Raw genomic sequence first — 16004 nt, forward strand, 5'->3', positions numbered from 1 at the left:
GGCCCCGCCGGCGCGCTGGTGGCTCGAGGGCGGGCAGCTCGCGCCCCGGCCGCTCTCCGAGCCGGTCTGAACCTGTCCGACCCGCCGCGCGCCCGCACCGCCGCACCGGCATCCGCCCGCCGACGGCGCCCTGCCGCACGCGGCCTGTGCATCTCCTGCGTTTTCCCCGCGCCGCACGACGCCTAGATTGTGCCCCGAAGATGAATGGAGGCCACGGATGGCAGAGCCGCAAATCGGGATCTACGGGCTGGGCACCATGGGCGCCGCGCTCGCGCTCAACATGGTGGAAAAGGGCATCTCCATCGCGGTCGCCAACCGCTCGCCCGGGGCCGTTCCGCCCTTTCTCGACCGCGCCGCCCCGCTCTCGGGCCGCGTCTCGGGCCACGACGATCTGCCGGCGCTCATCGCGGCGCTGCCCCGGCCGCGCCTGCTGCTGGCGATGATCCCCTCGACCGCGCCGATGGACGCCTTCCTCGACGAGGCGATTCCGCTGCTCGACGCGGGCGATACCGTGATCGACGCCGGCAATGCCGATTTCCATTCCACCCGCGCCCGCGCCGCGCGGCTGGCCGAACACGAGCTGCACTTCGTGGGCCTCGGCGTTTCGGGCGGCGAAGACGGCGCGCGCCACGGCCCCTCGATGATGTTCGGCGGCTCGACGGAAAGCTGGCAGGGCCTCGAGCCCATCCTCACCCCGATCGCCGCCCGCTTCGGCGAGGATGCCTGCGTCGACCGCATGGGCCCCGACGGCGCGGGGCATTTCGTCAAGACCGTGCACAACGGCATCGAGTATGCCGACATGCAGATGATCGCCGAGGTCACCGAGCTGCTGCGCCGCGGCGGCGGCCTCAGCCCCGACCAGCTGGCCGACCTCTTCGAGACCTGGAACGACGGCCCCCTCGGCAGCTACCTCTACGAGATCACCGCCCAGGTCCTGCGCGAGAGCGACCCGGTCTCCGGCGGGCCGATGGTGGACGCCATCCTCGACAGCGCGGGCCAGAAGGGCACCGGCCGCTGGACCGTGATCGAGGCCGTGCGCCTCGGCCAGTCCGCCACCATGATCGAGGCCGCCGTCGCCGCCCGCGCCTGGTCGGCCGAAAAGCCCCTGCGCGAGGCGGCGGGCCCGGCGTTGGGCTGCGCCCGCGATCCGCTCGAGATCGACCCCGACACGCTCCGCGACGCGCTGCTGGCCGCCCGCGTGCTGGAATACGCCCAGGGCTTCCGCATCCTCGCGGCGGCCTCCGGGGAATTCGGCTGGGATCTCGACCGCGCCCGCATCGCCGAGATCTGGCGCGCCGGCTGCATCATCCGCGCCCGCCTGCTCGACGACATCGCCGCCGCCTTCCACGAGGGCGCCCCGCGCGGCGAGCTGCTGCTCTCGCCGCGATTCGCCGAAGTCTTCTCGCGCGGCATCCCGGCGCTGCGCTGCGTCGTGGCGCAGGCGATCTCGGCGGGTCACGCGCTGCCGGTGCTCTCCTCGGCGCTGGCCTTCTGGGACACCATGCGCCAGCCGCGCGGCAGCGCCGGGCTGATCCAGGCGCAGCGCGACGTCTTCGGCCGCCACGGCTTCGACCGGGTCGACGGCGCCGACATCCACCACGGGCCCTGGTGGGACGACCGGTAGGAGGCCGCGCGGCGGCACTTTCCCCCGCCCGCGACTTCCGTTAGATCGGCGGCCAAGCGCGATCACGGACGGACCTCATGGCACGGCACCTCATCACCTCGGCGATCCCCTACATCAACGGGGTCAAGCACCTCGGCAACCTCGTGGGCAGCCAGCTCCCGGCCGACCTCTACGCCCGCTACCTGCGCGCGCGCGGCCACGAGGTGCTCTTCCTCTGCGCCACCGACGAACACGGCACCCCGGCCGAGCTCGCCGCCGCCAAAGCGGGCAAGCCGGTGGCCGAGTACTGCGCCGAGATGTGGCAGGTGCAGGCCGACCTCGCCGAGGGCTTCCGCCTCAGCTTCGATCACTTCGGCCGCTCCTCGTCGGAGCAGAACCGCAAGCTCACGCAGCACTTCGCCGGCGTTCTGGCCGACCGCGGCCTGATCCGCGAGGTCTCCGAGACGCAGATGTATTCGCCCACCGACGGGCGCTACCTGCCGGACCGCTACATCGAGGGCACCTGCCCGAACTGCGGCTTCGACAGCGCGCGCGGCGACCAGTGCGACAACTGCACCAAGCAGCTCGACCCGGTCGACCTGATCAATCCGCATTCCACCGTCTCGGGCGCCACCGACCTCGAGATGCGCGAGACCAAGCACCTCTACCTCCGCCAGAGCGAGATGAAGGACGAGCTCGAGGCCTGGATCGACTCCAAGACCGACTGGCCCGTGCTCACCACCTCCATCGCCAAGAAATGGCTCACCGACGGCGACGGGCTGCAGGACCGCGGCATCACCCGCGACCTCGACTGGGGCGTGCCGGTCAGGCGCGGCGACGCGGACTGGCCGGGCATGGAGGGCAAGGTCTTCTACGTCTGGTTCGACGCCCCCATCGAATACATCGCCTGCGCACAGGAATGGGTCGACGCCGGCAAGGGCGACGACTGGGCCCGCTGGTGGCGCACCGACGAGGGCGCCTCCGACGTGCGCTACACCCAGTTCATGGGCAAGGACAACGTGCCCTTCCACACGCTCTCCTTCCCGGCCACGATCCTGGGCTCGGGCGAGCCCTGGAAGCTCGTCGACTACATCAAGAGCTTCAACTACCTGAACTACGACGGCGGCCAGTTCTCCACCTCGCGCGGGCGCGGCGTCTTCATGGACCAGGCGCTCGAGATCCTGCCGGCCGACTACTGGCGCTGGTGGCTGCTCAGCCACGCCCCCGAAAGCTCCGACGCGGAATTCACCTGGGAGAACTTCCAGACCTCGGTGAACAAGGACCTCGCCGACGTGCTGGGCAACTTCGCCTCCCGCGTGACCAAGTTCTGCCGCTCGAAGTTCGGCGAAGCGGTCCCCGAGGGCGGCACCCGCGGCGCGCTCGAGGAACAGCTCCTTTCCGATCTCTCCGCCAAGATCGCGGAATACCAGGCCCACATGGAGGCCATCGAGATCCGCAAGGCCGCCACCGCCCTGCGCGCCGCCTGGGTGCTGGGCAACGAGTACCTGCAGGAGGCCGCCCCCTGGGCCACCTTCAAGGAGGACCCCGAGAAGGCCGCCATGCAGATCCGGCTCGCACTGAACCTCATCCGCCTTTACGCGGTGATCTCGGCCCCCTTCATCCCCGACGCCAGCGCCCAGCTCCGCGCCGCGCTGAAATCCGAGGATGCCGGCTGGCCCGACGACCTGCCCGAAGCGCTCGAGGCGCTGCCCGCCGGCCATGCCTTCACCGTGCCCGAGGTCACCTTCCGCAAGATCACCGACGCCGAGCGCGAGGACTGGCAGAGCCGCTTCGCCGGCACCCGCAGCTGACCGGCCCTTCATCTTTCTCCAAATACGCAGTGCGGGGCCGGGGCGCCCCGGTCCGGCAGTTGCCCCCCGGGGGGCAGCGCCCCGGGCCCCGCTAGAGGGTGCAGCCCGTGATCTCCGCCGCCCGCGACAGGTCGGCGCGGAAGCGCGCCACCTCGGCGGCGCGCGCGTCCTCGGGCAGACGCAGAAGGTAGCTCGGGTGCACGGTCACCAGCACCGGCGTGCCGTCTTCCGTCTCCTCGACCCCGCCGCGCCGCCGCAGCAGCCCCGCGCCGCTGCCCGTGAGGCTCGCCAGCGCCGTCGCGCCCATGGCCAGGATCAGGCGCGGGCGCACCCCTGCGCGCTCCAGGTCCAGCCACCAGCGGCAATGCTCGATCTCGTCGCGCTCCGGTGCCCTGTGCAGGCGCCGCTTGCCCCGCGCCCGGAACTTGAAGTGCTTGACCGCATTCGTGACATAGGCCGCGCCGCGATCCAGCCCCGCCTCCGCCGCCACCCGGTCGAAGAGCTGCCCCGCCGGCCCGACGAAGGGCCGCCCCGCAAGGTCCTCGCGGTCGCCCGGCTGTTCGCCCACGACCATCAGCTTCGCATCCTGCGGCCCCTCGCCGGGCACCGCCTGCGTCGCGTCTCGCCAGAGCGGGCAGCGCCGGCAGCCCGCCAACGCCTCGGCCATCTCCGCCGCCCGCGCACCCGCGCCCGCGATCAAGCCCGGGATCAGCGCCGCCTCTGGCATGTTGTGCCAGTATTTGCGCGGCATCTCCGCCGTCATGGCCGAGACCTTGAGCCGCGCGGGATTGAAGATCGACCGGAAGTAGGTCCGCCAGAGCTCCTCGGTCGCATCCTCGGGCAGGGGCGGGCGCGGCTGTCCCGCCTCGAAGCGCAGCCGCCCGCCCTCGAACACCGCCGTCAGGTCTGGCGTGGCGATGGTCCAGTCCATGTCGCCGAAGCGGTCGGTGAAGAAGGGCGCCACCGGCTCCATGATGAAATGCGCGGGCTCGAACCAGGCGGCGAAGGCGCGGCGCGGCGCCTCCGGCTCGCCGATCTCGCGGAACCGCACGAAGGCCGTCATCTTGTGCCGGTCGCGCCCCACCGCCTTGGCCATGCCCTGCAGGCGCGCCACGCGCGGATCGCCCCGGTCCGACAGCAGCCCCCGCTCGCGCCGCAGCGCCCAGAGCAACGCGTAAAGCAGCCCGAAGCGCTCGGGGTCGCGGTGCCAGACCACCCGCCGCGCAAGGTCCACGAACCCGCGCGGCACCGTCACCTGCCCGCCGCCCGCCGGGGGCAGGGCGTCCTCGGCGAAAAGATCCTCCTCCGCCGCCCCGCGCTGCCAGAGAACCGCCTCGGGCGGCACATCCGCCGCCAGCAGGCTCCGCGCGGCATCGCGCCAGGCCTCGAAGGTGCCGGTCTCGGGCAGGGTGATGCGCCGCATCAGAAGAGGCTCAGCTGCTCGGGCGGCGGCGCCACCCTTGCGCGCAGGTCGGCGGCGTCGACCATGCTGCGGGGCGTCCAGTCCGGCAGGGTGATGAAGGGCCGCGCCTGCTTGAGGTTTGCGCCCATGCGCCGCAGGTCGTCGTAGCGCAGCGCGCGATGCCGCCGCGTCGCCAGCACGCGCTTGACGGTCTTCACGCCCAGCCCCGGCACCCGCAGCAGCGCCTCGCGCTCGGCGCGGTTCACGTCCACCGGAAAGCGCTCGCGATGCGCCAGCGCCCAGGCGAGTTTCGGATCGACGCCCAGGTCGAGGTTCCCGCCCGGCGCGGCGGCCGTGATCTCGTCCACCTCGAAGCCGTAGAACCGCAGCAGCCAGTCCGCCTGGTAGAGCCTGTGCTCGCGCACCAGCGGCGGCTTCACCAGCGGCAGGGCGGAGGAGGCATCGGGAATGGGCGAGAAGGCCGAGTAGTAGACCCGCTTCAGCCGGTAGCCCGAGTAGAGGCGCGTCGCGCTTTGCAGGATGGTCGCGTCATTCGCCCCGTCCGCCCCCACGATCATCTGCGTCGACTGCCCGGCGGGGGCAAAGCGCGGCGGCCGTTTGCCGGTGTGGCTGCGCTCCTGTCCCGCTTCCTTTCGCAGCCGCACGTCCGCCATGGCGCGCCGGATGCGGTCGGGCGACTTCTCGGGCGCATAGGTCTGCACGCTGCGATCCGTGGGCAGCTCGACGTTGATCGACAGCCGGTCGGCAAAGAGCCCCGCCGCCTCGATCAGCTCGGGCGCGGCGTCGGGAATGGTCTTGAGGTGGATGTAGCCCCGGAAATGATGGTCCTCGCGCAGGCTGCGCGCGATCCGCACCATCTCGCCCATGGTGTCGTCGGGCGAGCGGATGATCCCCGAGGAGAGGAACAGCCCCTCGATATAGTTCCGCCGGTAGAACTCCAGCGTCAGCCGCACCACCTCCTCGACCGAGAAGCGCGCCCGCTCGACGTTGCTGCTCACCCGGTTCACGCAGTAGGCGCAATCGTAGATGCAGAAGTTCGTCATCAGGATCTTGAGCAGGCTGATGCAGCGCCCGTCGGGCGTGTAGGCGTGGCAGATCCCAGACCCGGTGGTCGAGCCCAGCCCCTTACCGTCGCGCGAATTGCGTTTCTGCCCCCCGCTCGAGGCGCAGGAGGCGTCGTATTTCGCCGCATCCGAGAGGATCGCGAGTTTTCGGTCGAGGGTCATCGGTGCCATTCGTTCACCATACGTTCACGCCTGTTCCGCATCAAGTCACGCCGCCGCGAGGCCCGCGATTGACAAGCTTGCGCAGCGCTTGCTATCGCCCCGGCCTCATCGACAACGAGGACGCGCATGGCACGCAAGAAGGGCCGCGACATTTCCGGCTGGCTGATCGTCGACAAACCCGCGGGCATGACCTCCACCGCCGTGGTCAACAAGGTGCGCTGGGCGCTGGGTGCCAAGAAGGCCGGCCACGCGGGCACGCTCGACCCCGAGGCGACGGGCGTGCTGGCCGTGGCGCTGGGCGAGGCGACCAAGACGGTGCCCTTCGTGACCGACGCGCTCAAGGCGTACAGATTTACCGTACGACTGGGACAGTCCACCAACACCGACGACGCCGAGGGCGAGGTCACCGGGACCTCCGAGGCGCGCCCCTCCGACGACGAGATCAAGGCCGCGCTGGGCGGCTTCGTGGGCCAGATCATGCAGGTCCCGCCGCAGTTCTCGGCCGTGAAGATCGACGGCGAACGCGCCTACAAGCGGGCCCGCGACGGCGAGACGATGGAGATCGAGGCCCGCCCCCTCTGGGTCGAGGAACTCCTGCTCACCGATCGCCCCGACGCCGACCATGTCGAGCTGGAAATGACCTGCGGCAAGGGCGGTTACGTCCGCTCCGTGGCCCGCGACCTGGGTGAGGCGCTGGGCTGCCTCGGCCACGTGGTGACGCTGCGCCGGATCTGGTCCGGTCCCTTCGAGGCCGAGGACGGCATCACCCTCGAGGAGATCGAGCGTCTCGCCAAGTCCCCGGAACTGGACGAGAAACTGCTGCCGCTCGAGGTCGGCCTCGCCGAGCTTCCAGAGCTGAAGTGCACCCCCGAGGGCGCCGCGCGCCTGCGCAACGGCAACCCCGGCATGGTGATCCCCGGTGACGTCGACTATGGAGACGAGGCCTGGGCCTCGCTCGACGGCCACGCCGTCGCCGTGGGCGTCTTCAAGGCGGGCGAGCTGCATCCGAACCGGGTCTTCGTTCAAGGCTGACAGGCGCCCCGCCGCGTGGCACTGTCGCGCGCATGACCTCGCTCGACCAAGCCGCCGACATCTCGGACCTGCGCCGCCTCGCCCGCAAGCGCCTGCCGCGCTTCCTCTTCGACTTCATCGACGGCGGCGCCGGGGCCGAGGTTACCCTGCGCGCGAACGAGGGCGATTTCGGCGCCTGGGGTCTCGCCCCGCGCGTCGGTGTCGACGTGGCCGAGCGCCACACGCGCACCGACATCGTGGGGTATGACTCGGCTCTGCCGCTAATGCTTGCGCCAACTGGCCTCGCGGGCCTCTTCCGGCCGGGTGGCGAGGGCGCCGCCGCGCGCGCGGCGCGGGACGCAGGGATTCCCTTCTGCCTCTCGACCAATTCCGTCGCGTCGATCGAGGAACTCGCCACGCAGGCACCGGGCGGAGACCGCTGGTTTCAATACTATTTCCTCAAGGACGAGGGGCTGACCGACCGGATGCTCGAACGCGCGCGAGAGCATGGCTACCGCGTGCTCTGCCTCACGCTCGACCTTCCGGTGCAGGGCCGGCGGCACCGCGATGTCCGCAACGGCTTCACCGTGCCGCCGCGCCTTACGCCCCAAACCGTGCTCGACGCCGCGCTGCACCCGGCCTGGAGCCTGGGCTACCTGCGCCACGGCGTCAGCTTCGGCAACTTCGAGACCGCGCAGATGGGCGGCGGCATCTCGACCATCACCCAGCACATCGCGGCGCTCTGCGATTCCGGCGCCGACTGGGACACGGTGCGCCACGTCATGGCCAAGTGGGACGGCCCTGTGGTCGTGAAGGGCGTGCTGCATCCCGACGACGCCCGCCGCGCGGTCGACCTCGGCGCGGCGACGGTCATCGTGTCGAACCACGGCGGCCGGCAGCTCGACGCGGTGCCCTCGGCCGTCGCGGCCCTTCCGGCAGTGGCCAAGGCCGTGGCGGGCCGGGCGCAGGTTCTGCTCGACGGGGGCGTGCGCCGCGGCAGCGACATCGTCGTGGCCCGCGCGCTCGGGGCCGATGCCTGCATGATCGGGCGGCCATTCCTCTGGGGCCTTGCCGCGGCCGGAGAGGCCGGCGTCACCCGCGCCATCGAGATGCTGGCGGGTGAACTCGACACCGCGCTCGCGCTGCTGGGCCGGCCCGACGTGGGCGAGATCGACGCCGAGGCGGTCTTCCGGCGCTAGCGGCCGCTCAGCGCAGCAGCGCCAACCAGCGGTGCAGCGCGTCGACCGCGACCGGCTCGTCGAGGAAGGGAACATGCCCGCGGCCGGGCACCTCGGCGGCAATGGCGTCGGGGCGGCGCATCAGCATCTGGGCGAAGGTCTCTGGCGAGAGCAGGTCGGAATTGGCCCCCCGGATCACGCAGAGCGGCAGTCCCTGCAGCGCGTCGAACAGCGGCCAGAGGTCCGGCACCGGCTGCGCGCCGCCGCCCAGCACCGCCTCGCGCAGGCGCGGATCATAGGTGATTTCGAGCCCGTCCGGCGTCTCGCGGTAGAACTTCTCGGCCTCCTCGCGCCAGCGGCTCTCGGGCACGTCGGCAAAGGCCGGCATGCCTGCCGCGCGCTTGCGCGCCGCCTCGGCCAGCGTCGCCCAGGGCGGGTTGCGGCCGAGGTAGCCCTCGATCACCTTCAGCCCCTCGGGCGCGATGTCGGGGCCGATGTCGTTCAGCGCCACGCCGCTGAGCCGCTCCTTCGCGGTCGATGCCAGCACCATGGCGATCAGCCCCCCGCGGGAGGTGCCCAGCAGCGCCGCGCGCGCGATCCCGAGGTGGTCGAGCAGCTCCAGCGCGTCGCGCCCCTCGACGGGGATCGTGTAGGTCTCGGGGTCCCCCCAGTCCGACTGCCCGCGCCCGCGATAGTCCATGCGGATCAGCCGCACGCCCTCGAGATGCGGCGCGACGTAGTCGAAGTCGCGGCCGTCGCGCGTGAGCCCGGCAAGGCAGAGCAGCGGCAGGCCCTCGCCCTCGTCGGTGTAGTGCAGCGACAGGCCGTCGGAGGTGGTGAAATGCGGCATCAGGCGGCGATCTCCGGAATGGCGGTCAGATCGGGGATGACATGGTCGGGCCGGCCCGGCAAGCGGTCGAGCGGCAGGCCCGAGCGGTTCACCCAGGCGGTGCGGAAACCGTAGGCGGCGCCGCAGCAGACGTCCCAGCCGTTGGACGACACGAAGAGCACGTCGCCCGGCGCGGTGCCGAACCGTGCGCCCACCATGTCGTAGACGACCCGCGCGGGCTTGAAGACGCCGACATCCTCGACCGAGAGCACGGCGTCGAGCAGATCGCCGACCCCGGCGCTGGCCACCGCGTCGGCCAGCATGCCGGGCGAGCCGTTCGACAGGATCGCGCAGGGGTGGCCGGCGGCCTTGAGGGCGCGCAGCATCTTCGGCACCTCGGGGTAGGCGGCCAGCTCGCGGTAGAGCGCCAGCAGTCGCGCGCGCAGCTCCGGCGCGGAGAGTCCGTGCCGCTCCATCGCCCAGTCCAGTCCGTCCTGCGTGACCTGCCAGAAATCGGCGTGATCGCCCGTCACCGCGCGCAGCCAGGTGTATTCCAGCTGTTTCGTCCGCCAGTCCGCCGCGAGCGGCTGCCAGGTGCGGGCCAGCGCCTCCTGTCCCGGCTCATCAGCCGCCTGCCGTGCGGAGGCGGCCACGTCGAACAGCGTGCCGTAAGCGTCGAAAACGCAGGGTATCTTGGTCATTTGCAGCCTCCCTTGCGTGAAAACTGGCACGCGGGAGGGGCCCGGGGAAGGCCGAATCGCCCCTCGGGGGTTTGCAATCGCCGGCCAGCGTGCCTAAATTCGGGCCAGAGCGACACGAGCACCCGCCGTGACGGCGGCCTCGGACATTCATCCGCATTACCCCAACAACGGAGCCACCCATGACGCAGGTCAAGACCGGCGATACGGTCCGCATTCATTACACCGGCACGCTGAACGACGGCAGCACCTTCGACTCCAGCGAGGGCCGCGACCCGCTCGAGTTCACCGTCGGCTCGGGTCAGATCATCCCCGGCCTCGACAAGGCGATGACGGGCATGGAAGTCGGCGAGAAGAAGGTCGTCGAAGTGCCCAGCGAGGAAGCCTATGGTCCGGTTCACTCCGAGGCCAAGCAGCAGGTGCCGCGCACCGAGATCCCGGATCACATCCCGCTCGACATCGGCACGCAGCTGCAGGTGCAGACCCCGCAGGGCCAGACCGTGCAGGTCACCGTGGCCGAGGTCTCGGAAGCCGAGGTGACGCTGGACGCGAATCACCCGCTGGCGGGCAAGGACCTGACCTTCGACATCGAACTGGTCGAGATCGCCTGACATCGCGCGCCGGCCCCCGTGGCCGGCAGCGCATCGCGACGATCGCGCACGGCGCGGGGCCCGGCCTCGCGCCGTTTTTCGTGCGCGCTGGGAAGGGGCCGCACCGCCGCGGCGACAAGCCTTGAGGCAGACCCCGCGCAGCGGTGCAAGCAGGGCAAAGATGCCCCTCGCAACCGCCACGAAACCCTGCATGCACCTCTCCCGTCGCCCGTCTCGGCGAGTGGCCTCGCACGGCCGGGTTAACAAACCGGAACCGTTTCCGGGGCGCCGGCCGCGCCCTTTCGTCCGGCAGGGCGCCGGGGTAGGGTGCCGCCGAACATCGAACGGGAGACGCGCGACATGCAGATGGCCGATCTGGGCGACATCCGCCTGCACTACCGGATCGACGGCCCCGAGAACGGGCCGCCGCTGGTTTTCGCCAACTCGCTGGGCACGGATTTCCGCGTCTGGGACAAGGTGGTGCCGCTGCTGCCCGAGGGCCTGCGCGTGCTGCGCTACGACAAGCGCGGGCATGGCCTGTCGGACGCGCCGCCGCCGCCCTACGGCATGGGCACGCTGGTGAGCGATGCCGAGCGGCTGATGGATCATCTGGGCTTTCGCGACGCGATCTTCGTTGGTCTCTCCATCGGCGGGCTGATCGCGCAGGGGCTCGCGGCCAAGCGGCTCGACCTCGTGCGCGGCATCGTGCTGTCGAACACCGCGGCCAAGATCGGCACCCGCGACATGTGGGGCGACCGCATCGCCATGATCGAGGCCGACGGCGTGGAATCCATTGCCGCCCCCACCATGGAGCGCTGGTTCGCCAAGCCCTTCCGCGAGGGACCCGAGCTGCCCGCCTGGCAACACATGCTCGAGCGCAGCCCAAAGGGCGGCTACATCGGCTGCTGCCAGGCCATCGCCGGGACGGACTTCATGACGCCGACCTCGGGCCTGCGCCTTCCGGCGCTGGGCATCGCGGGCTCCGAAGACGGCTCGACGCCGCCCGACCTCGTGCGCGAGACGCTCGACCTGATCCCCGGCTCGGAGTTCCGGCTGATCCGCGGCGCGGGCCATCTGCCCTGCGTCGAGAAACCCCAGGAATACGCCGAGATCCTGACCGAATTCCTGACCGTGCAGGGGCACCTCGACCGATGACGCGGATGCTTCTGGTGCACGGCTCGGCCCATGGCGCATGGTGCTGGCGCGACGTGATCCCCGAACTCGAGGCGCTGGGCCACGAGGGTCGCGCGATCGACCTGCCCTCGCACGGGGCCGACCCGACCCCGCCCGAGACCGTGGGGCTCGAGGACTACGTGCAGGCGATCCTCGACGCGCTCGACGGGCCCACGATGGTGGTGGCCCATTCCATGGGCGGTGTGCCGATGACGCAGGCCGCCGACCGCGCGCCCGAGCTCTTCGAGCGGCTGGTCTACCTCTGCGCCTACATGCCCGGCGACGGCGACAGCGTGGCCTCGATGCGCCGCGCGGGGCCGCGCCAGCCGCTCGCGCCGGCAATCATGCGTGACCCCGGCGGCGTCACCATGCGCTTCGATCCGGCGCTCGCGCGCGAAGTCTTCTACCACGACTGCAGCGACGCGGCCGTGGCCTTCGCGCTCGATCATCTCACGCCGCAGGCGATCCGTCCGCAGCAGGAGCCCGTGTCGCTCACCGGCCGGGTGGAGAGCCTGCAGCGCAGCTACATCGTCTGCGGCGAGGACGGGGCCATCCCGCCGGAATACCAGCGCAGCATGGCCGCGGCCCTGCCGCCCGCGCAGGTGCACGAACGCCCCTGGTCGCACTCCCCCTTCCTGGGCGATCCCAAGGCCCTCGCGGCCCTGCTCGACCATATCGCCGCCGCCGGCTGAGCCGCGCCCCCGGACCCGAGGACACCATGACCGCCACGCCCTTCGACAGTGCGCACCTGCATCGCCTCTTCGCCACCGGCGAGATCGGCAAGCTCTTCACCGACAGCGCCGAGATCCGCGCCATGATGATCGTCGAGGGCGCGCTGGCCAGGGCCCAGGGCGAGGCCGGCCTGATCCCCGAGACCGCCGCCCGCGCCATCCATCGCGCCAGCCTCGAGTTGCAGATCGACGCCGGCGGGCTGGCCGAGGCGACGGGGCGCAACGGCGTCACCGTGCCGGGCTTCGTCGCCGCTTTCCGCTCGGAGATGCAGGCGCCCGAACACGGCCAGTACCTGCACTGGGGCGCCACATCGCAGGACATCCAGGACACCGCGCTCATGCTGCGGCTGCGGCAGGTCCTGACCCATGCCGAGACCGAGCTGCGCGCCGTGCTGACCGCGCTCGCGACACTGGCCGAGGCTCATGCCGCGACGCCCATGGCCGCGCGCACCTACGGACAGCACGCCACGCCAACCAGCTTCGGCGCGGTGGTCGCGGGCTGGGGCTGGCCGCTGATCGAGCTGCTGCGCGAGCTGCCCGCGCTGCGCGAGGGCGCGCTGCTGGTCTCGCTCGCGGGCGCGGCGGGCACCGCTTCGGAGCTGGGCGCGGCGGCGCCCGAGGTGCGCGCCGGTCTCGCCCGCGCGCTCGACCTTGGCGATCCGGGGCGCAACTGGCACACCGACCGCACGCCGGTGCTGCGCATCGCGGGCTGGATTTCGCGCCTCGCGGTGGCGCTGGGCAAGATGGGGCAGGACCTTGTCCGCGCGACGCAGTCCGATGCCCCGGAGGTCCGGCTCGGCACCTCCGGCGGCTCTTCGACCATGCCGCAGAAGCAGAACCCGGTCGGCCCCTCGGTCCTGGTGGCGCTCTCGAGCCACGTCACCGGCTGCAACGCCACGCTTCAGGTGCCCCACGCGCAGCAGCGCGACGGCGCCTCGTGGTTCACCGAATGGCTCACCTTCCCGCAACTCGTCCTCGGCGGCGCGTCGGCATTGGGTCATGCCCGCACGCTGGCGGAAACGCTGGCCCCCGACACGGCCGAGATGCGCGCCACGCTCGACGCCTCGAAGGGGCTGGTGCTGGCCGAGGCGCTGTCCTTTGCGCTGGCCGAGACCATGCCCCGCCCAGAGGCCCAGGCCGAGACCAAGCGGCTCTGCCTCGAGGTGCGCGACGGCGACGCCACGCTCGAAGAGGTGGCCCGCGCGGCGCACCCGGATCTGGCCCCGGGGCTCTTCGATCTGGGCCAGCGCATGGGCCGCGCCCCCGAGGAAGCCCGGGGTTTCGCAGCTGCAGTGCGAGCCGCATAGGCCGGGGTCGGCGGGGGCAGGGCGATTACGGCCGTTTGAAGGCCAAGCCTCTCGATTTCATCGAGAACGATGCTATATAACGCCCATCGACATGAGGCACTGCAGCGTTGACGACCGACGACTCCATCGCACCCCCGCCTGACGAGATGGCGGCAAATGCCCGCGATGCCGCGGGCTTTCTCAAGACGCTGGCCCACGAGGGCCGGCTGATGATCCTGTGCCACCTCGGCTCGGGCGAGATCTCGGTGGGCGAGCTCGAGAACCTGCTCGGCATCCGCCAGGCGGCGGTGAGCCAGATGCTGGCACGCCTGCGCGAAGAGGGGCTGGTCAAGACCCGGCGCGAGGGCAAGACGATCTACTACTCGCTCGCCAACGACGACACGGCGCGGGTGATCGGCCTGCTCTACGAGATCTTCTGCGAGCGCAAGTCGGGCTGAGCCCTGCGCGCCACCGGACGCGCGGCCCGGATCAGGCCGCGCTTTCCTTCGTATCCTCTGCCCATTCCCAGGGTCGCGTGAAGGCGCCGAGGCACTTGCCCACGGCCTCGGCATCGGCGCCGTTGCGCTCGAGCCGCGCAACCAGCCCGCGTTTGCGGTCGTCGACCACCTCGGTCACGCGGGCGGGCAGGCCCGCTTTTTCGAGCGCGCCGTTGTAGACCCGCGTGATGGCGTGCTTGCGCAGGTCGGGCTTGAAGATCTTGCCGACTGCCGTCTTCGGCAGTTCCGGCAGGATCGTCAGGTGCTTGGGATAGGCCGCGCGCTCGTGGATGTGCACGCGCGCATGCTCCATCAGCGCCTCCTCGGTCACCGTCGCGCCCTCGACCAGTTCCACGAAGGCGCAGGGCAGCTCGCCCGAATGCGCGTCGGGCTGGCCGATGGCGCCGGCAAAGGCCACCTCGGGGTGCGCCAGCAGCGCGTCCTCGATGTCGGCGGGGTCGATGTTGTGCCCGCCCCGGATGATCAGGTCCTTGGCCCGCCCGGTGATCCAGAGATACCCCTCCGCGTCCATCCGGCCCAGGTCGCCGGTCCGCAGGTAGCGCCCCTCGTGAAAGAGGTCGCGGTTGCGGTCCTCCTCGGTATAGGTCGAGCCGGCGTAGACGCCGGGGTTGGCGACGCAGATCTCCCCCACCTCGTCGCGGTCGCATTCCGTCGGCCCGTCGGGCGTCTGCTTGACGATCTTGACGTGCGTGTAAGGGAAGGGGATCCCGATGGAACCCACGCGCTTTTCCCCCTCGGGCGGGTTCACCGAGACAAGGCAGGTCGCCTCGGTCAGTCCGTAGCCCTCGCAGACGGTGACGCCGCAGGCGGCCTCGAAGCGCTTGAACAGCTCCAGCGGCATCGGGGCCGAGCCCGAGAAGGCGTATTTCACCGAAGAGATGTCGGCGTCGACCTTGCGCTGCATCAGCGCCGAGACCGCCGTTGGCACGGTGATGACGAAGCTGATCTTCCAGCGCTCGCAGAGCTTCCAGAAGTTGTCGAAGACGCCGTCGCCGCGGTAGCCCGCAGGGGTCGGGAAGACGACATGCGCGCCCGAACACAGCGCCGCCATCAGGATCACGTGGCTGGCGAAGACGTGGAAGAGGGGCAGGGGACAGATGATGTTGTCTTCCTGCGTGAACAGCAGCCGCGCCCCCAGCCAGCCGTTGTAGATCAGCCCGGAATAGAGGTGCTGCGCCACCTTGGGCATCCCCGTCGTGCCGCCGGTGTGGAAGAAGGCCGCGACCCGGTCGCCAGGGCTGTCCGGAAAGGTCAGTTCCATCGGCTGCTTGGCCATTTCCTTGCGGAAGTCGCGCAGGTCGGCGTGGTGGTTGTCGGGGGTCTTCGGCCGGATCAGCGGCACGATCCACGACTTTGGCGGCCTGAGGTAGCGGTTGAGATCGACCTCGAGCACCGTGTGCACGTTCGGTGCGTGGCGCACGGCCTCGGCCACCTTCTGCGCCACGTCGGTCTTGGGGAAGGCGCGCAGGGTCACCACGACCTTGGCGTCGGTCTCGCGCAGGATGGCTGCGATCTGCTCGGGTTCGAGCAGCGGGTTGATCGGGTTGACGATCCCCGCCACGGCGCCGCCCAGCAGCGCGGCGATGGTCTCGGTCGAGTTCGGCAGCACGCAGGCGACGGTGTCCTGCGGCCCAACGCCGAGACTGCGGAACAGGTTCGCGGCCTGCGTCACCTGCGCTTTCAGCTCGGCCCAGTTCAGCGTCTCGGCCGGATCGTTCGGTCCCGATTGCAGCTGGAAGCTCACCGCCGGCCGCTCGGGATAGGCCTCGGCCGTCCTCAGCAACTGCCCGTAGAGCGTGGCAGGCACGTTGCGCGCCTCCCACGGCATTTCCGCTTCGATGGCATCCCTGTCGGCCACGGACGCAAAGGTCATGGACGTCTCTCCTCCCGTTGTCCGTTCAGTCTGGGAGGGTTCGCGCCGCGAAAC

The 16004-nt window shown here is 70.9% G+C and carries 14 protein-coding genes; 9 read left to right on the forward strand and 5 right to left on the reverse strand.

Features of this window, described 5'->3' with window-relative positions:
• The first annotated feature begins 217 nt into the window (after positions 1-217).
• Positions 218-1624 (forward strand): NADP-dependent phosphogluconate dehydrogenase, encoded by a 1407-nt coding sequence (gndA, locus tag SALMUC_RS02320; protein WP_020043732.1) that lies wholly within the window; start codon positions 218-220, stop codon positions 1622-1624.
• A 77-nt stretch (positions 1625-1701) separates the two neighbouring features.
• Positions 1702-3414, forward strand: a complete 1713-nt coding sequence (gene metG / locus SALMUC_RS02325) for a methionine--tRNA ligase (RefSeq protein WP_020043733.1) — start codon at positions 1702-1704, stop codon at positions 3412-3414.
• 91 nt (positions 3415-3505) lie between these two features.
• On the opposite strand, the gene SALMUC_RS02330 is transcribed toward metG, so the two are convergent.
• On the reverse strand, positions 3506-4837 hold the full coding sequence (locus tag SALMUC_RS02330) for a UdgX family uracil-DNA binding protein (RefSeq protein ID WP_021119732.1): 1332 nt from the start codon (positions 4835-4837) through the stop codon (positions 3506-3508).
• Positions 4837-6072: a putative DNA modification/repair radical SAM protein gene (locus SALMUC_RS02335; protein WP_037370966.1), complete on the reverse strand. Its 1236-nt coding sequence runs from the start codon at positions 6070-6072 to the stop codon at positions 4837-4839. The genes SALMUC_RS02330 and SALMUC_RS02335 overlap by 1 nt, the downstream gene beginning before the upstream one ends.
• Before the next feature lie 117 nt (positions 6073-6189).
• Between SALMUC_RS02335 and truB the strand changes: the two genes are divergently transcribed.
• Both truB and SALMUC_RS02345 read left to right on the forward strand, forming a co-directional pair.
• Positions 6190-7095: a tRNA pseudouridine(55) synthase TruB gene (gene truB, locus SALMUC_RS02340; protein WP_020038821.1), complete on the forward strand. Its 906-nt coding sequence runs from the start codon at positions 6190-6192 to the stop codon at positions 7093-7095.
• Between the two features lie 32 nt (positions 7096-7127).
• The gene (locus SALMUC_RS02345) at positions 7128-8273 is read left to right on the forward strand and encodes an alpha-hydroxy acid oxidase (RefSeq protein WP_020038822.1); all 1146 of its coding nucleotides are present in this window, start codon (positions 7128-7130) and stop codon (positions 8271-8273) included.
• Between the two features lie 7 nt (positions 8274-8280).
• On the opposite strand, the gene SALMUC_RS02350 is transcribed toward SALMUC_RS02345, so the two are convergent.
• Complete coding sequence (locus SALMUC_RS02350) at positions 8281-9102, reverse strand: alpha/beta fold hydrolase (RefSeq protein ID WP_020038823.1); 822 nt, start codon at positions 9100-9102, stop codon at positions 8281-8283.
• The gene (locus SALMUC_RS02355; protein WP_020038824.1) at positions 9102-9782 is read right to left on the reverse strand and encodes a haloacid dehalogenase type II; all 681 of its coding nucleotides are present in this window, start codon (positions 9780-9782) and stop codon (positions 9102-9104) included. Before SALMUC_RS02355 ends, SALMUC_RS02350 begins: the two co-directional genes overlap by 1 nt.
• Before the next feature lie 179 nt (positions 9783-9961).
• Between SALMUC_RS02355 and SALMUC_RS02360 the strand changes: the two genes are divergently transcribed.
• The 5 genes from SALMUC_RS02360 to SALMUC_RS02380 all read left to right on the forward strand — a co-directional run bounded on the left by SALMUC_RS02360 (position 9962) and on the right by SALMUC_RS02380 (position 14017).
• Positions 9962-10390 carry an FKBP-type peptidyl-prolyl cis-trans isomerase gene (locus tag SALMUC_RS02360; RefSeq protein ID WP_020038825.1) on the forward strand — a complete coding sequence of 143 codons (429 nt, stop codon included), beginning with the start codon at positions 9962-9964 and terminating at the stop codon, positions 10388-10390.
• Between the two features lie 339 nt (positions 10391-10729).
• The gene (pcaD, locus tag SALMUC_RS02365; protein ID WP_037371079.1) at positions 10730-11524 is read left to right on the forward strand and encodes a 3-oxoadipate enol-lactonase; all 795 of its coding nucleotides are present in this window, start codon (positions 10730-10732) and stop codon (positions 11522-11524) included.
• Positions 11521-12234 carry an alpha/beta fold hydrolase gene (locus SALMUC_RS02370; protein WP_021119734.1) on the forward strand — a complete coding sequence of 238 codons (714 nt, stop codon included), beginning with the start codon at positions 11521-11523 and terminating at the stop codon, positions 12232-12234. The genes pcaD and SALMUC_RS02370 overlap by 4 nt, the downstream gene beginning before the upstream one ends.
• 26 nt (positions 12235-12260) lie before the next feature.
• Complete coding sequence (locus SALMUC_RS02375; protein WP_020038828.1) at positions 12261-13580, forward strand: lyase family protein; 1320 nt, start codon at positions 12261-12263, stop codon at positions 13578-13580.
• 146 nt (positions 13581-13726) lie between these two features.
• Entirely contained in the window at positions 13727-14017 is a 291-nt protein-coding gene (locus SALMUC_RS02380; protein WP_051155872.1) for an ArsR/SmtB family transcription factor, read from the forward strand.
• A gap of 31 nt (positions 14018-14048) precedes the next feature.
• Here SALMUC_RS02380 and SALMUC_RS02385 read toward each other — a convergent pair whose 3' ends face one another.
• Entirely contained in the window at positions 14049-15950 is a 1902-nt protein-coding gene (locus SALMUC_RS02385; RefSeq protein WP_020038830.1) for an acyl-CoA synthetase, read from the reverse strand.
• Between the last annotated feature and the right edge of the window lie 54 nt (positions 15951-16004).

This window comes from Salipiger mucosus DSM 16094, assembly GCF_000442255.1.
Taxonomy (GTDB): Bacteria; Pseudomonadota; Alphaproteobacteria; order Rhodobacterales; family Rhodobacteraceae; genus Salipiger; species Salipiger mucosus.

What these genes read in the sequence shown, in the direction of transcription:
- gndA (WP_020043732.1), top strand. Translation starts at nt 218, where the DNA reads ATGGCAGAGCCGCAAATCGGGATCTACGGGCTGGGCACCATGGGCGCC.
- metG (WP_020043733.1), top strand. Translation starts at nt 1,702, where the DNA reads ATGGCACGGCACCTCATCACCTCGGCGATCCCCTACATCAACGGGGTC.
- SALMUC_RS02330 (WP_021119732.1), bottom strand. Translation starts at nt 4,837, where the DNA reads ATGCGGCGCATCACCCTGCCCGAGACCGGCACCTTCGAGGCCTGGCGC.
- SALMUC_RS02335 (WP_037370966.1), bottom strand. Translation starts at nt 6,072, where the DNA reads ATGGCACCGATGACCCTCGACCGAAAACTCGCGATCCTCTCGGATGCG.
- truB (WP_020038821.1), top strand. Translation starts at nt 6,190, where the DNA reads ATGGCACGCAAGAAGGGCCGCGACATTTCCGGCTGGCTGATCGTCGAC.
- SALMUC_RS02345 (WP_020038822.1), top strand. Translation starts at nt 7,128, where the DNA reads ATGACCTCGCTCGACCAAGCCGCCGACATCTCGGACCTGCGCCGCCTC.
- SALMUC_RS02350 (WP_020038823.1), bottom strand. Translation starts at nt 9,102, where the DNA reads ATGCCGCATTTCACCACCTCCGACGGCCTGTCGCTGCACTACACCGAC.
- SALMUC_RS02355 (WP_020038824.1), bottom strand. Translation starts at nt 9,782, where the DNA reads ATGACCAAGATACCCTGCGTTTTCGACGCTTACGGCACGCTGTTCGAC.
- SALMUC_RS02360 (WP_020038825.1), top strand. Translation starts at nt 9,962, where the DNA reads ATGACGCAGGTCAAGACCGGCGATACGGTCCGCATTCATTACACCGGC.
- pcaD (WP_037371079.1), top strand. Translation starts at nt 10,730, where the DNA reads ATGCAGATGGCCGATCTGGGCGACATCCGCCTGCACTACCGGATCGAC.
- SALMUC_RS02370 (WP_021119734.1), top strand. Translation starts at nt 11,521, where the DNA reads ATGACGCGGATGCTTCTGGTGCACGGCTCGGCCCATGGCGCATGGTGC.
- SALMUC_RS02375 (WP_020038828.1), top strand. Translation starts at nt 12,261, where the DNA reads ATGACCGCCACGCCCTTCGACAGTGCGCACCTGCATCGCCTCTTCGCC.
- SALMUC_RS02380 (WP_051155872.1), top strand. Translation starts at nt 13,727, where the DNA reads ATGGCGGCAAATGCCCGCGATGCCGCGGGCTTTCTCAAGACGCTGGCC.
- SALMUC_RS02385 (WP_020038830.1), bottom strand. Translation starts at nt 15,950, where the DNA reads ATGACCTTTGCGTCCGTGGCCGACAGGGATGCCATCGAAGCGGAAATG.